General features: G+C 46.8%; 8 protein-coding genes and 3 pseudogenes. 3 read left to right on the top strand and 8 right to left on the bottom strand.

Annotated features, from left to right (window positions below; genetic code table 11):
* Positions 1-125: 125 nt before the first annotated feature.
* The 3 genes from RCO25_RS33180 to RCO25_RS33170 form a co-directional block, all read right to left on the bottom strand.
* Positions 126-542, bottom strand: a complete 417-nt coding sequence (locus tag RCO25_RS33180) for an SRPBCC family protein (RefSeq protein ID WP_309000340.1) — start codon at positions 540-542, stop codon at positions 126-128.
* The gene (locus RCO25_RS33175) at positions 539-868 is read right to left on the bottom strand and encodes an ArsR/SmtB family transcription factor (RefSeq protein WP_309000339.1); all 330 of its coding nucleotides are present in this window, start codon (positions 866-868) and stop codon (positions 539-541) included. The genes RCO25_RS33180 and RCO25_RS33175 overlap by 4 nt, the downstream gene beginning before the upstream one ends.
* Before the next feature lie 73 nt (positions 869-941).
* Complete coding sequence (locus RCO25_RS33170) at positions 942-1364, bottom strand: DoxX family protein (protein ID WP_309000338.1); 423 nt, start codon at positions 1362-1364, stop codon at positions 942-944.
* A 394-nt stretch (positions 1365-1758) separates the two neighbouring features.
* On the opposite strand from RCO25_RS33170, the pseudogene RCO25_RS33165 reads away from it, so the two are divergent.
* The 3 genes and pseudogenes from RCO25_RS33165 to RCO25_RS33155 form a co-directional block, all read left to right on the top strand.
* Positions 1759-1968, top strand: a pseudogene (locus RCO25_RS33165) (IS110 family transposase); the annotation flags it as partial.
* Positions 1969-2163: 195 nt separating this feature from the next.
* Positions 2164-3434 (top strand): annotated as a pseudogene (locus tag RCO25_RS33160) (IS110 family RNA-guided transposase).
* An 856-nt stretch (positions 3435-4290) separates the two neighbouring features.
* A complete protein-coding gene (locus RCO25_RS33155) occupies positions 4291-5709 on the top strand; it encodes a fibronectin type III domain-containing protein (RefSeq protein ID WP_309000337.1) in 1419 nt (472 codons plus the stop codon).
* Between the two features lie 233 nt (positions 5710-5942).
* Here RCO25_RS33155 and RCO25_RS33150 read toward each other — a convergent pair.
* The 5 genes and pseudogenes from RCO25_RS33150 to RCO25_RS33130 all read right to left on the bottom strand — a co-directional run.
* Positions 5943-6256, bottom strand: a pseudogene (locus RCO25_RS33150) (transposase); the annotation flags it as partial.
* A gap of 104 nt (positions 6257-6360) precedes the next feature.
* Entirely contained in the window at positions 6361-9507 is a 3147-nt protein-coding gene (locus tag RCO25_RS33145) for a rhamnogalacturonan lyase (RefSeq protein ID WP_309000336.1), read from the bottom strand.
* 1160 nt (positions 9508-10667) lie between these two features.
* Positions 10668-12788: an alpha-L-rhamnosidase-related protein gene (locus RCO25_RS33140; RefSeq protein WP_309000335.1), complete on the bottom strand. Its 2121-nt coding sequence runs from the start codon at positions 12786-12788 to the stop codon at positions 10668-10670.
* Positions 12789-12885: 97 nt separating this feature from the next.
* Positions 12886-13776 (bottom strand): carbohydrate ABC transporter permease, encoded by an 891-nt coding sequence (locus RCO25_RS33135; RefSeq protein WP_309000334.1) that lies wholly within the window; start codon positions 13774-13776, stop codon positions 12886-12888.
* A 14-nt stretch (positions 13777-13790) separates the two neighbouring features.
* Positions 13791-15146: ABC transporter permease subunit (locus RCO25_RS33130; protein ID WP_309000333.1), on the bottom strand; the 1356-nt coding region annotated here is incomplete at its 5' end.

Below are 15146 nucleotides of genomic sequence, written 5' to 3'. Positions count from 1 at the left end.
CTTCATCTTGAGTGCCTCTTTTCGTATTGGGATTTGTTCTTGCCGGAACGTTTCCCAGTATACAAGAGGCGCTTTTTTCTTTCAAAGCTCAAATTACTTCATTACAGGAATGGCTCCTTTTACAATTAGGCCAATACCTTTTCAAGCTCACCGCACCATTTGCTCCAGCCATACTTAGCTCCACCCAGTGCTTGAGCATTTGAAATTCCGGTTTGTTCGAGATGAAGGTTAACCTTTCCGTTTCTTAAATCCTGCAGCGTCCAGGTAACCGTGTGCTTCTCACCGCTCGCCCAAGTATAGGACAACCGGTGTGGTTCCTCCACGATCAGTACTTCGCCTTCAATAATTCCATTCCAATATTCGGTCGGTTGAGTGCGAAACTGAAAACGGTGTCCCACGACGGGTTCAAAATCATTATCCATTGCCTGACCGGTGTGGATGTTAGCCACCCACTTGGCAAGCTTGCTTGAATCGGTTAAGGCGGACCAAAGCTTCTCGATTGATGTCGTATATTGAAAATCCAAGGATAATGTTAAACTCATTCTTCTTCCTCCTCTAATAGTTGCTCCAAGCGCAACATATTCGTACTCCAGAACTTGCTGTAGAAAGCCACCCAATCTTGAATTTCTCTGAGTGGAGAAGTGTTTAGCTTAAATCGCGTTTCTCTGCCGACTTTTCGGTCAAGGACCAGTCCGGCCTCTTTAAGGATTGTCAAATGCTTGGATACCGCCGTACGGCCCATTTGAAACTGTGCCGTTAATTCATAAAGCGGTATCTCCTCCGCCTCTGCTAACAGACGAATTAGCCGGCGCCTAGTTGGATCTGCAATCGCGTCAAACACATCCCGCTTCTCGTTGTTCTCGCTCACTGCAATCCCTCCAATTTTCTATAGTAGAAATCCATGGTGATACGAAGGGAAGGCCGTTAGTTCCACCGCCTCCCTAAAGTTTGCGGCTCTTCGGACGTAGCGCCCACGAAGCGATATTTAGAGCAGCATATGAAAGCGGAAGGATAATATAAAATCCATAATCCCCATAATCGTTAGCAAACGCATGAGATGAAGCCGCACCAGTCATTAAAAAGAAGATACCAGCGTGAACCCATTCTTTAAGCCGAGGAAAACCTGGCACGACGAGAGCGATGGCTCCAAGCACTTTCCATATTCCGAGAATGGTTAAGACGTATAATGGGTAACCAATATTCGTCACTAACTCAAGGTTTCCCCCATATTGCATCAGCTGCCCGATACCACTTAGCATAACAGCTGCTGCGAGTAGTAATGTGACTGACCAATAAGCAATCATTTTTCCCCGGGGCTGGGTTACTACTTTCGCGGTTATTTCCGCACCGATAATCTTACTCATTTGTTTCCTCCTCATCATTGATTGAAGTGAAACTTATTCAGATTCCAAACTTTCCAAATGACTAACTGTTAATCGGACACCATATGGTGACGCTTTGATTATAGGACACCATATGGTGTTATGTCAAGGGCATTTAAACTCAACATGAAAAATATCTCAGTGCGATAAAGCCAAAGCTTTATGATCATGTTTCAGTTTTGTTAGGTGTCAGGACTGCTTAATTAATCTCATTCGGTTCTAGATAACTGCCCCTTATTCAATAACAAAGCAGCCGATCATTTTGACCGGCTGCTGTAGTGTCTTGTTCAACTAACGTTTCCCGTTAGCATTCCTGTAGATGGATTAATTTCGTCTTTGCAAAAGGAAAAGCGCCTCGGTACGATGGGACACGCAACGGGTCATAGCCCTTAAAATCCCATCATCCAGGAGGACGCTCTACATCTCCAGATTGCTCTCTGAGCAGCAATTTGAAGTGGTTCTCGTTATTCCTCATCTCGTTAAAAAGAACAAAGAAAACCGTGACAATACACCTTCCAAGAGCGACAAAAAGGATGCTCTCGTTATTGCAGATATGGTCAAAAACGGCTACTATTCTTTCATTCGCAGGCACGCGCTTAATAAAATGAGCAGGACACCGCAGCGCCTGCTCATCCTGTGTGTTATTCAACTATCGTTCCCCGTTAGCATTCCTGTAGAGCGTTAATTATCAGCTTTGCAAAAAAAGAAGCGCCTCGGTACGATGGGAGTACGCAACGGGTCATAGCCCTAAAAATCCCATCATCCAGGAGGACGCTCTACTATGAAGTTTAAATCGCAGGACAAACAAAATCAACTCATTGAAAAAATTACTGCTCAGCATTTAGTTGTCGGGATCGACATCGCCCAGCAGATGCATGTTGCCCGCGCTGTAAATTTTCGTGGCATCATCATCGAAGACTACTTATCCTTTTCTAATGACGAGGAGGGGTTTCACAATCTTTTGCTTTGGATTCAAAATCTGCAAACCACCCATCATTTAAGCGCAGCCGTCGTCGGGATAGAACCAACCGGGCATTACTGGCTTAACGTCTCTCGGTGGCTCACAGAACACCATTTTGAAGTCGTTTTAGTCAATCCGCATCTCGTCAAAAAGAACAAAGAAAATCGCGACAATACGCCCTCAAAGAGTGACAGAAAGGATGCACTCGTTATCGCCGACATGGTCAAGAACGGTTACTACTCAGAAACTCGCACGACCCCCGAAGCATTCGAGGATCTACGTGTGCTTCTCTCTAATCGTGACTTCGTCGTGAAGCGGCTTGTTAGTGCCAAAAACCAGATTCACCGCTGGGTTGACGTTGTTTTCCCTGAACTACGCCACGTATTCAAGGACATCACCTGTATCGGTTCCATCGCTACGCTTCGCCTCTTCCCTGCTCCAGCGGAGCTCAGTAAGCTGCAGCCTCAGAACCTGATTCAGGGATGGAAAACCATCATGAAACGGCACTGTGGTGCTAGAAAAGCAAAGCACTCATCGAGCTGGCCAACCATTCTGTAGGATCTCAGTCAGCTGCGCATTACTACAAGCTTCACTTGAAACAATTGCTCGCCGAGTACGACCTTGCTTACGAACAGCTAGAGGTTGTGGAGAAGGAAATTTCAACCGTATTAGAACGCATTCCCTTTGCAAAATCCATCCTCGCGATTAAAGGAATTAGTGTCATTTCACTAGCTGGTATTTTGGGTGAGGCTGGGGACTTAAGCGGATTTGTTCACGGAAATGCTTTGCTGCGCAATGCAGGACTTAACCTCGCAGAAGCGAGCTCAGGCAAAAGGACGGGGCAAATGAAGATTAGCAAACGCGGACGATCCCGCCTTCGCCGTTTCCTCTTCATGGCTACTATGAGTTTGGTCATGAACAATTCGGAGTTTCAAGCGATGCATGCCTACAATGTGCAATTCAAGAAGATGAAGAAAATGAGGTCCATTATGAAACTATGCGGTAAATTGGCTAGAATACTAGTCGGGATGGCGCGCAGCGGTCAAGCCTACATGCCACAAAAAACGTTACCGCTCTTGCAAGCAGCTTAACCTAACAACCCGTTTCGTTGTACGAGTTTTGGCTTATTCACAGGATTTCAAAGAAAGCACGGCGTACCGGATTCATTAAACCAAAGGGCACCGACCCGTACCGTTAGCAAGACCGGCCTCCACCCCTTGGATAGGCGTAACGAAGGAATGAGAGGGCTTTGACCCGTTAAGACATGGGAGTGAAAACCTCCAAGGGCGGCGTGGAGAATGCGTGCAGTAAATGGAAGTATATGGGACGGTTATATCCCCCCTCTATTCTCGTGCGCCTTCATGTTGCCGAAGTCTAACAGGGCGTTCCACTTCTTGTCTTTCAGCCCTTACCAACCGGGCGAAATCCTGCGAATAAGCGAGCATTCGTGAGAAAATTACATCGTACCAAGGGAGCTTAATGAGAGAACCTTATTTTTTCCCCAATCCTCTAGTAAGGCCCACGTAATCTCAGGTTCATCTCCTACTAGGGTTATCATTCGCTCCTCCTAGACCTTAAATGTTTTCCTTTATCCAAGAACGCAACTTATCAGCATAGAAAGAGCGTTCATCTGGATCGGACTGAGAACCCTTTGTCAGATAAAGTTGATCATTCACATATCTAGGGTAAACATGGAGATGATAATGCCACACGTCTTGATTGCCAGCAGGCTCATTATGTTGCCTCGTAGAAATCCCATCACATCCATATGTACTTTTCATTGCAAACGCTGTAAGCTGCGCCGCGCGGTGAATTTCAACAGCGTAATCCGCGGGCTTTACACTCATCAAATTTGTTTTAGGTATTCCGCTGGCAGATACGGGCGACATCATCATTATCGTTGATGGTCAGCCCATTGACCCGATTCAAATCGATTACATGCATGGCATGGTGATTACGTATGTCTCCGATTTGAAAGATGGCGCTCATTCCTTATTTATTCGTGTATTGGATCGTGAGATGAATCTATTGCAGGAGTACAATGGAAGCTTCAACGTCCAGCTTTCGATTTGGAAAGGCAGCAGCATGAAAGCGGAGAATATCGATGTGACGTCACTTCGTTTAACCTGGACGCCCGCCGCTCAGAGCTTGGTTTATCGAATTTATGGCAATAGCCTGCTCATTGGGTCTGTGGATGGAAACACCACCTCATTGGATGCAACGGGTCTAATGCCAAAAACTGAATACAACTTCAAAGTGGAGGCGCAGCGTTCCGACGGCAGCTGGACGACGGATGGCCCTGTCGCTTCGGCAACAACATTGCCTCAGGATCGGGTAAGCCCGATTATCGAATCTGTGACTCCTGCTGATGGCGACTTATTAACGACGGCTTGGCCGAAAATCACGGCTCATGTGTATGATAAAGATTCCGGCATTAATCCAATCACGACTGGGATCGGAGTAAACAATAAGCTTGTACCGTCCAGCTATGTCGAGTCAACCGGGACGCTGACCGCGGTTGCCCCCAGATTGCCAAGCGGCACTCATTCCCTCCTGGTCTATGCTAGGGATATTGACGGGAATGTTGTGCGGCATACCAGCAGTTTTACCGTGGATTATGAGGCGGGAGCACCGTTTCTGGAATGGAGCGGCAAGCTTCGTGCCGCTCTTGAAGCAGGCGATCCGGCTGATCGTGAGGATGTACGAAGACTGAGCGCCGAGATTGCCGAACTGGACGAAATAGAAGACTTATCCTTGATTGACCCGATTTGGAACAAAATCAAGTTCAAGCTGCCTGCATCTGTTGATCAGGCCCAGTTGAAAAAGAAGCTGTTTGATATCATGCTGGCGATTGGTTCGCTCCCCTACAATGAGCAAGGGAGTGGGCTAGTAGAGATCTTGTCGGACTCCGAATTGCTGGTGGCACTGAATACGATAGCGGCGGCAGGCGGCGTAACGAACCTGACAGCCGAGGATGTTCTGACGTTCGTTTTGGGGGATGGCAACAATTATAGAGGGATCGAAGGTCAAATCCTTTATTTTGTATCAAGATTGTCTCCGTTGGAACAGTTAGGACTACTAAGCGATAAACAGAAAATGATGGACGTCCTCATGGATGCAATCAATAATCAGCTGTTGCAAACAACCTATTATAAAATCAGCAAGATGCTGTGGAATTTAAACGTTCACACCTATGATGTTCAGCTGACTTTGCAAAATTTCCATCGCAGGCTGGAACATGACGTGCCGGCCATTCAGGCGATGAATATTGCTTATATCCGCTTAAAGGCGCAGGAATCAGTAAGAGGCAATCAAGCAGATCAAATCGTTAAGGATATCCAAAGCAGCCATAACAGATGCCACTGAGAGGATCATAAATAATCTTGTACAAACAGCCAGTAGTTTACTGTATCTCTAAGCTGCTGCCCTCCTCTTTCTAAAATGGAATAGCAAAAGACCCCTGATTAGCTTGAGGCCACTGAAGAACTTGCTTTATTCTTCTTCGGTGAATTAGGCAAAGAGAAAAAAGGCATCTACACCCATTTTGGGGATGTGGATGCCTTGCTTTTCGGCTTAAACAACTGCCTGTTCCGGAATTATCAGACTGTTAACTTCAATATCCGCTTGAGATTCACAGCAAAAATGGTCATTACCCTTGCATCTCCATGCCAAGCAGACCCGAGGATGTAGCGACATCATACCCGTGTCCATGTTTGAGTTCACTGTTCTTCGCTTCAATTTTGTAGCGTTCCTTGGCTTTTTCCTTGAAGTATTCTGTCTCCTGGAACGCCATCTGCTCCGAGTGTTCTTTGGATTTAATGCTTACGGAATAGCTCTTGCTTTTGGCCCCTTCCTTGTAGCAGCCCTCTTTGAACGGACAACGCTTGCATCGCTCTACATCAAAGTAATAGGTGTCTAGTAGGTTTCCATCAGATGGAACGAACTGCATAAGTCATGCTTTAAATGAGAAGAAGGTTAGACAGATTATCCCTGTCTAACCCTATCATTCACTTCCCGCTATTCAGAACCTAACTTCTTCCATTCTTCTATTAACCTTTGAGCATCGGCGATCAAGTTGGCTTTCAACTCATCTTCCACCTGCATTTTAGGGCTCTTGCTATTCAGGTGCTTAATAAAACCCTGCATACTCTGTGCCGCTTGCTCAGGTCTTCCTTTCGATAGCTGATGCTCCGCCTGATCCAGCGCATTCGTTAGCTTGGTTCGCATTGGATCATCCAATCCGAGATGGACAGTCTGCCTCATCGCATTAGCATTTGGTGTATAATCGATATTTTCCGCTTCCAATTGTCCGGCAAGAACCGTGTCTCTAATATCTTCGCCCAAATAGAAACCGATATGCGGCGGCTGATTATAGGTTGCATTCTGCCATGCAATAGCCATCCGATAGACAGGATCATGCATCAAAGTATACAGTCTGTACGATGTTGGAATCGTTGTGCTGTATAATCGAAGCTCCGAATCGCCAGGCGTGCGGTAAATGACTTCTTCGCGCCAGTCGCCCACAATATCCGCTTGCAGCGTCGGGTTGGCTTTGGTGCCGTTATTGCTTACAACGCCTTCAAAAGCTTTTATCACATTCACTTCGCCGGTTGCTTCGTCATACTTCGAAATCGTTGTTCCGTCCAGCAATTCGTGCAGCAAGTCGCCGTCCCAATACGCGACAAAGTTAACGGGAAGACCGATATCTCTGAAGCTGTCCTCCACTACATCCCCTTGTACGTTATAGACGCCACCGCCTGTTTCAACTGTTGGTCCGCCCGCTCCCCAAAATTCATAGCCCGGTGAAGAGGTAATGTTGGCAGCTACGCCGCGGCCTGCATCCTTGTAGGCGTAGAACGCCTTCAGCGTCTCTCCGGTTGCCCCGTCATGATACTCTAAAGAGGCGACAGTGGTTTCCTCACGCACACCGAAGACATGAAGTCCTTCTCGATCAGGGTCAAACGCGCCTACATGAAGGGCGTCGCCATGAGAGCCTTGTACGCGTCCCATCTCACCGTCCATCGCATACAGAATCGTGCCGTCATGATCAAGGGTCAATGAGCCCGCGACGATCTCGTCAAAGCCGTCATTGTCAAGATCGCCGACGGCCAGGTTATGGTTGCCGAGGCCTCCCCCTCTTCCAGATTCGTCGGAATCAAACGTCCACAGTTCCTGAAGCTCGCCATTCACTAAGCTATATGCCGCAAAGCCCGTTCTTGCATAATATCCTCTGCCATAGATAGCGCTCGGAGTGACTCCGTCCAAATAAGCCATTGCGGCAAGGAATCGGTCTGAACGGTTGTAGAAGTTGTCTCCCCATGATGTACCGCCGTCTCCTGGAACCTTCTCCACCGGGAATGCAAAATCAATCGTATCGATCACTGCTCCGGTTGTCCCGTCGAATACGGATATATATTCAGGACCGCCGACTACATGGCCTCCGTCATTGACCCAGTCCGCTCCCGGATCGCCGATTACGCTGATCACTTTGCTGCTGTCGTAAACGCCGTTCGTTGCGCCGTATACGGTTGTACCGTCCGCTGATTTGATGAGGAATTCGGATTTGCCGTCCCCATCCATATCCCCTACAACAAACTGATGATACTGCGGACCGGAGGTCAGATTCGGCCCCATATTCATTCGCCACAGCAGGGTGCCGTCTAGTTTATACGCATCAAAAATGGCCGGGCCTGTAATGACATCCTCCAAGGCCATCATCGCATTGGACGGTGTCCAGAGTACAATCACCTCGTATTCCCCGTCGCCGTCTAAATCTCCTACACTCGCATCATTGGATGAGTACATGTAATCTCCAGTGGCCGTTGTTCCTCCCTCAGGCTTTTGCAACGGGATGGATAAATAGTCTGTGGCTGACGCCGTTGCTTTATTTTTTTCCGTAGAAGCTCCTCGAACGAGAGTCTCTACCGTATAGACGTCTCCAGACTTGCCTTTGGCATCCATAAAGTTGGTCACGAATAATGGTTCGTCATTTAGCTTCTTGCCGTTGCGGAAAATATTAAACTTCACGCCCTGGTCATATTCATCCGCAAGCAATCGCCAACTAATGAATATGCCGTCTTCGGACGGAAGAGCGATAACGCTCCTGTCCAGCCACTCCACTTGCTGCGCCGGATCAACGGGATGCAGACGATTATAGACATAAAGCGTCGCATATCTGCCGAACACATTTTCCGTCCCGTCTGTTTCAACAAGCGTACCCCTGAACTCATAAACGCCGGAGCGATCAGGGTCCCACTCGCTGCCGATCTCCACCCATTCGCTTATCGGCACATCGACTTTACTGTCGTCAGCAAGCGTAACGGATACTTGGTCCGGCAATCCAAGGGAAGAAAGCTCCTCGGTTGTCTCGCCGACATAGACTCTGTGATACGGCAGGTCGTCCACTTTCAAGATCGCATCGTCGGACATCGGCACGTTATAGATGCCGAAGTTATCCAAAAACGTCGTCCAAGTCAGATTGTTGCCGGACGTGCGCACGCCTTGCAGCCTGATCATGCCGAAGGAGCCGCTGAAATTAACTCCGTCCAGGGAGGCCGTGTATTGCTCCGTCGCGCCGCTCTGATCTTGAAGAGTTAACGCTGCTTCATTGTCGACCAAGTCAAAAGCAACCTTGGCATGGTACCAGGCTTCCGGATTAGTAAAGCTGGTAGCGGCACGCTCCTGACGGCCAACATAGTAAGAGAGACTTGCGTTATTCGTATGGTTTATCGTAAAAATCGCATTGCCCGCGCTGTCAAAAAACTTCACTTCGCCGCCATTTTCGAATTGACGGTCGCCCTTATCATTGACCTTGCCGGGATACCAGTCAAATTCAAAAAGAACCTTCGCTCCCCCGACAGGCGAAGCAAACGTCTTCGATGCTATGCGTCCCCCTGACTGGTTCACGATATTGTACTGCAGCTTAGGTGTCGCATTGCCGCCGAGACCCTCTGTATGAATAGCAACTGTAGAAGAAGCCGGCGTGAATCCCCAATAGGTAGGAACCACTTCTCCTTCATCGCCAAAATCGGTGTAATCCACCGTTTCATAGCCTTCAACATCCAAAGCATTTACCTCTTCGCCAAAAGCAGATGACATACTTGCTAACAACAGGAGCATGGCAAGAACAACAGAAATGATTTTTGCCGGTTTACGAATTCCCATCTTTTCACTCCCTATATTGTTGTACGATCAATGCTTTTCAGCTTGCTGCTTTTTCATAGGATGAATCCAATCGGCACCTCCCTCATTTTGAAAATTAAAGAAGCATAACCCAGCTGTACGACCATTCTAATCTCTGCGAAAACGGATGTATATAGAACATTTATGAACCGGTTTGCAGTATTCGTTTTCGGGGTAATTGGACATTATTTCCGCCTAATACTTTTTTGCCGACCCCAGAAATCGAAAAAGCGACAGTCGACTTCAGAGGCACATCAGCATGCGCATTTGGAATTAGTGTTCGCTACTGAAACACTATTAGCCTATGCGTTAAGGCAAGTAACCTGCATTCCCGCCCACCTCGTTATGAGTGGGCGGGAATGCAGGTTCTACGCCTGACGCATCGCTGACAACCGTTTGTGCCGTGTCAATTTTTCCGGTTATCGGCTGCAGTGTTTCCTTCGCGCGCCATTTCAGCTCGATGAAGGTCCCGTGAAGCGCAGAGGAATTATGTTTCCGGCCTTGCTTCGTAGAACATGATGGTTTACGGAGATGGAGCGTTAGCGGAAACGGAGAAAACCATCATGTTTGAGCATTACCCAAGCGGTCTTTGTATGGGATAGCGGGAATTCCTAACGGGCGTTTTTGGAATATACTTACGACGTATTAGCCGCGGTTCATACCGCGTTAGGCACTCGGACGCGTGCAATAAATTTCACCGAAGTCTTTTTCCAAGATGTGCTCACGTATCGTCACTTTGTCGACACCTGGTGTTTCGCTTCCGAGTGCCGGTACTGGAAACGTTTTGTTGATGAAAACTTCCGCAGCTACCTTTCTTTGCGTTGGCTCCGCTCGTTGTCTTTATTTTTCGGTGAATAAATTGTTAAGTATAAGTTTATAATGGGTTTCAAAATAAATAAAAAAAGCTTACAGGAAGCCATCTTTTCAGCTACTCGTAAGCATTTCTCCAATTTAACAGATTGGTCATTTTGTAAAGTTCGTAATCATTTCAACCAACTAAAAACCGCTTAGTCAAAGGCGGTTAATTAAACTCCCTGCACTGCTATTTTTTCATGTTCATCATTTCTGTTCAAAGCGAGCGCTATCTCTCCAGCGAGCTAACTGCTTTTGGGACATCCCCTATTGTTCTGTATCATATTTCCCTACACTTCTACCGCGAGCTTGATTCCATCCGGAAGACGTAAAATATACGGCTCGGATTGCCCCTCTTCCCAGCCTGCTTCAATTGGACCGAAAGGTGTTGGAACGCTGCCTATGCAGGTCCCAATGCCGTCCAGCTTCTGTGGTCGGAAAGCGATACTTCGATAGCCGGGCTCCAACGGTGTAATACCCAGCACCCGCGACAATATCCAATGGACAGGAGTGCCTGCCCAGCTATGACAGAGACTAATTCGGTATGAATTGTAGGCGGTATAGGTTGTCAAAGCATCATGAAAGTCTCTCTCATGTTTAAGCGTTACACTCTCCCAACAAGTGGTCGCACCTTCCTCCAGCATTTTACCCCACACTGTTGATACAGCTTCCCAAGCCTTTTCCTGCAGACCGAATTGCGAGCAGCATTCAGCAAGCCAATAAGCAGACAACGGCGTGATAGGATCCTGTATTTGATATGAACGCAGGAATGCCTCTCCTTCATCCTTCGTGACATACCCAGCCATAATTCCAATTAACTTAGTAATTAGTTGTTCACCTGAAAGGAAGCTCTCCTCATCAATCTGCGGATGATTCCAGTCTTTTAATTCAGTCAGTTCTGGAATGAAGCTCTTCAGCTTGCGAAGATTATCTCCTGTCATACGGAATAAAGCTTGCATGCCTAGAACCCCTTCTTCCGGCTCCATCGGCACCCATTCCATTAGCGTTGGCGTAACATTAAGCAATTCATGAGTAACAGGGTCAATATTGCTCTCCACTAGCCGGCAGTGTCTTACGATATCATGCTCAATGGACAATACAAACTCCTTATCGCCAGTGTGCAAATAGTACTCCCATACATTATTCAACCACCACAGCGTATAGGAAGGAATCGCATTCATCCAATAACCGTCCGGCGTCCCTTGCCCAAGCTCCACTATAGAACGGCGAAGTACAGCGAGATCATCCCATAATACATAATCGGCTTTGGCAGCTAGATAAAAGTCATAGGTCCAGTTCAATCGATCTCGCTTTATCCCATCCCATAATCCAATCTGATGGCATACTCGATTCGTATGTAAGGAGATATCGAATATCTGGTTGAGAAGCGCTGAATCAGTCCGAAGCGACCCAGCTTGATTTAGCGGTACTCCTACTTCTTCCCCCTGCCACTCTAATTCAAATGGGCATCCTTCATCCGCCAGCACATACATACGGAAATAACGAATACCTTGCGGAAGGGTAGTGTGAACTCCACCTGCTTCAAGCTCAATGGTCTCTGTAATTAATCCTTCATAATGTTCAAGCTCCTGAAGCGATTCCGCACCATTCCATACAATTGTAAGTGATGAATTAGACCGATTCTTAAGGTGAAAGCGCATATTATATTCTTTATCCAAATCCAGCACACAAACGGGCATGTCCGACAAGTTCATCTCACGCATAAAAGTGTTCCTATCACGCCATTCCGTCTGCTTGCGAACATGATAGAAAATATGAAATTCATTGCGAATCGGCGCCGGAATATGAATCCTTCCTTTCCCGCTTCCGCTGAGCAGAACTCGGTTGTTAAGCAGCTGCGCCTCCGCCTCATTAACCGATAGTAGAGTAACACACTCTAGTGGAGAGGCAACGATATCTCTAAACCCTCCTGCTACGAACCATTCCGGTCCGTCTTCCAAATCACCGTAAGGCTCCTCACCGAGCAAGCAGACACTAGCTGCTTGTTCACCATTCGCAAGCCATGATTCGTCTGTACAAAGCCAATAATGATCTGCCTTCAAATAAGCGATACAGCCCGCTTGTCGTCCCTGAAGATGAATATTGATCGGCACTACTGGAATGATATTCGTGCATATGATTCGTAGGCGCAGTGTATGTTCTCCAGCCTCAAGACTCGTCGGGAAAGATAGTATCCGATGAAAAGCGCAAATATTAGCTGCACTTTCTTCCATTATGCCAACGACGTTACCGTCCAATTCCACCTCAACTGCTCCGGTCAGCGCAATTCGAAACTCTATATGGTCTGCAGCGGATTCAAGTATGAAAGATTTGACTAATTCTACCTCGCTCGTCCTCTCACGATCACCATGCCATATCCATTGAGGAAGCATCTGTAATTCATCTAGCATTGATTGTTCCACCCTTCATTCATATAGGTCAATTCCGTTCCGAAACAAAAACCGCCGAGATTCCGTTACCCCGGCGTTTCGTTATATGCAGTTACAGTTACATTTTCAAAGCGCCCTGTGTCATGCCTTGAATATAATATTTCATCCCAAAGGAGAAGATCAGAATAAGCGGTATCGAAGAAATGCCATAGGCTGCGAATTTAGTGCCCACATCGGTAATGCCGAATTGCTTCGTGAATTGTGTCAGTCCTACCGAAATAACTTGAATACTGCTATCTTGAATCGTCAACAACGGCCAAATATAATCGTTGTACACGCCTACAGACTGCATAATGAATAAGGTAGCCAAGATAGGCAGGGAGAGCGGTATGACGATCTGAAAGAAAACACGCATTTCAGCCGCCCCGTCAATACGCGCCGCTTCGAACAATTCGCTTGGCAGCCCGGACATATAGCTCCGGCAGAGAAACGTACCGAATACTTGGCCTCCGGCAGCAGCGGCAATAATAATAACCCACGGCGTGTTCGTCAGATTCATACTCTCATACAGCACATAAGAAGGAATCAAGGTTAGAATGCCTGGAATCATCATAATGGCCAGCATCATGAGAAACAGCATCTCTTTGCCTGGAAACTCTTTCTTGGCAAAGATATAACCGGATATAGCGGATAGAAGCATAACTAGAAAGCTTGCAGCTATTGCATAAACCAATGTATTGATGATATAACGCCAAATACTGTTGAAAGCTTCACTATAATTCGCCCATTTGGCAGGCGAAGGCAGTCCCCAGAAGTTCCCTAGAATTTGAGCATTGCTCTTCAGTGAGCTAACCACCATGAACAGAATTGGAACTAGCATCAGGACAACGAGCAGCCCCAGCAGTATGACGATGATAATTTGATTGATGCTCATGTTCCCTTTGAACAGACCCTTGTTTTTAACCTTGGCTCCGACCTTCAATGACTTCGCATCCTGACTGGCGATCATGGTTGTGTCCCTCCTTAATCATTCGATGTTTTAATAAATTTCATGTTGATGATAGTAATGACCAGGACAGCCAAGAACATACTTACACCAAGTGCTGATGCATAGCCAAGGTCATTGAATTTAGTAGCGGCATAGTACATTTGCAAGGCAGGTACATAAGTTGAATCCATTGGACCTCCGCCCGTGACAATCAGAATGCCGTTAAAGTCCTGAATGATGCCAATCAGTGCTAAGATGAGCAAAAATTTGAACTGACCCGCAAGAAGCGGCAAATGAATAGACCGTATAATCCGCGGCAAGCCTGCTCCGTCGATCTTAGCTGATTCAATTAACTCCCCTGAGATCGACAGTAGGCCTGCATAGAAAACAAGCAGCTGAAGGATACCAATAAACGGAAAGCCCATAAAGATAATGGACCATAATGCGGTGTTCGGATCGCCGAGCCAACCATGCGCCCATGAGCCTAGTCCAATGACTTCCAATAGGTTGTTGAATAAGCCTACGTTAGGATCATAGAAATTCTGCCAAATCAATAGCATCGCAACACCTGGTATAACCATCGATGCCGTAAATGCGGTACGGAAACCGTACTGCAGCTTCTTGCTCCGCAAATGATAGATTAACTCCGCAGCTATCAGCGGTGGAATTAGCGTTTTAATTAATCCCGTTACGATGAGCAGTAATAGATTTCCCATTCCTTTGGTTACGTACGGATCATGAATCATTCGCTCGAAGTTGTCTAAGCCGATGAAGGTTGTCCTTCCGCCCGGCTGCCAGTCATAGAAGGAATGAATCAGTCCTGAGAATGCTGGATAATATTGAAAGATGAATAGAAGAAGAAATGTCGGTGCAAGACCGAGATACACCCATTTGGAACGCCAGATGGAACGAAAGACACCCAGACGATTTCTTTTCTTCATATATAAGAATAGAGAGAGCAAGCCCGCAAATATGACGAGTGACCCAATAGCCCACAAAATCATGGTCACCCTTGCCTTGCCTTTAGCTTCTTCAACCACACTTCCTACATCGAACTTGTAAATAGCACCTTTACCCGCACCTGTATATAAAGTCTTGCCTTCATTGTCAAATTCAACTTGCCGACCCTCGACACTTACCTTGCTTTCCCATAGTTTTTTGCCATTATGATCAAATATATAGAAGAAGCCAGATAAATCTGAAGCACCAACACTTGCTCCATCTCTAGAAAAGCTCACATCTGTAACGATATCCCTCGTTTGTATGATAGCGCTTGCTTTTCCATCTTGATTAAATAATTCTACCGTACTCGATTTCGTTCCGATGGCCATAACGCCCTCATCCGACACGGCAATACCTTGAATTTGGTCACTTGCACCTGCTTTATAAAC

Source organism: Paenibacillus sp. LHD-38 (assembly GCF_031157315.1).
Taxonomy (GTDB): domain Bacteria; phylum Bacillota; class Bacilli; order Paenibacillales; family Paenibacillaceae; genus Pristimantibacillus.
This window is presented reverse-complemented; position numbering and strand designations above follow the sequence as displayed.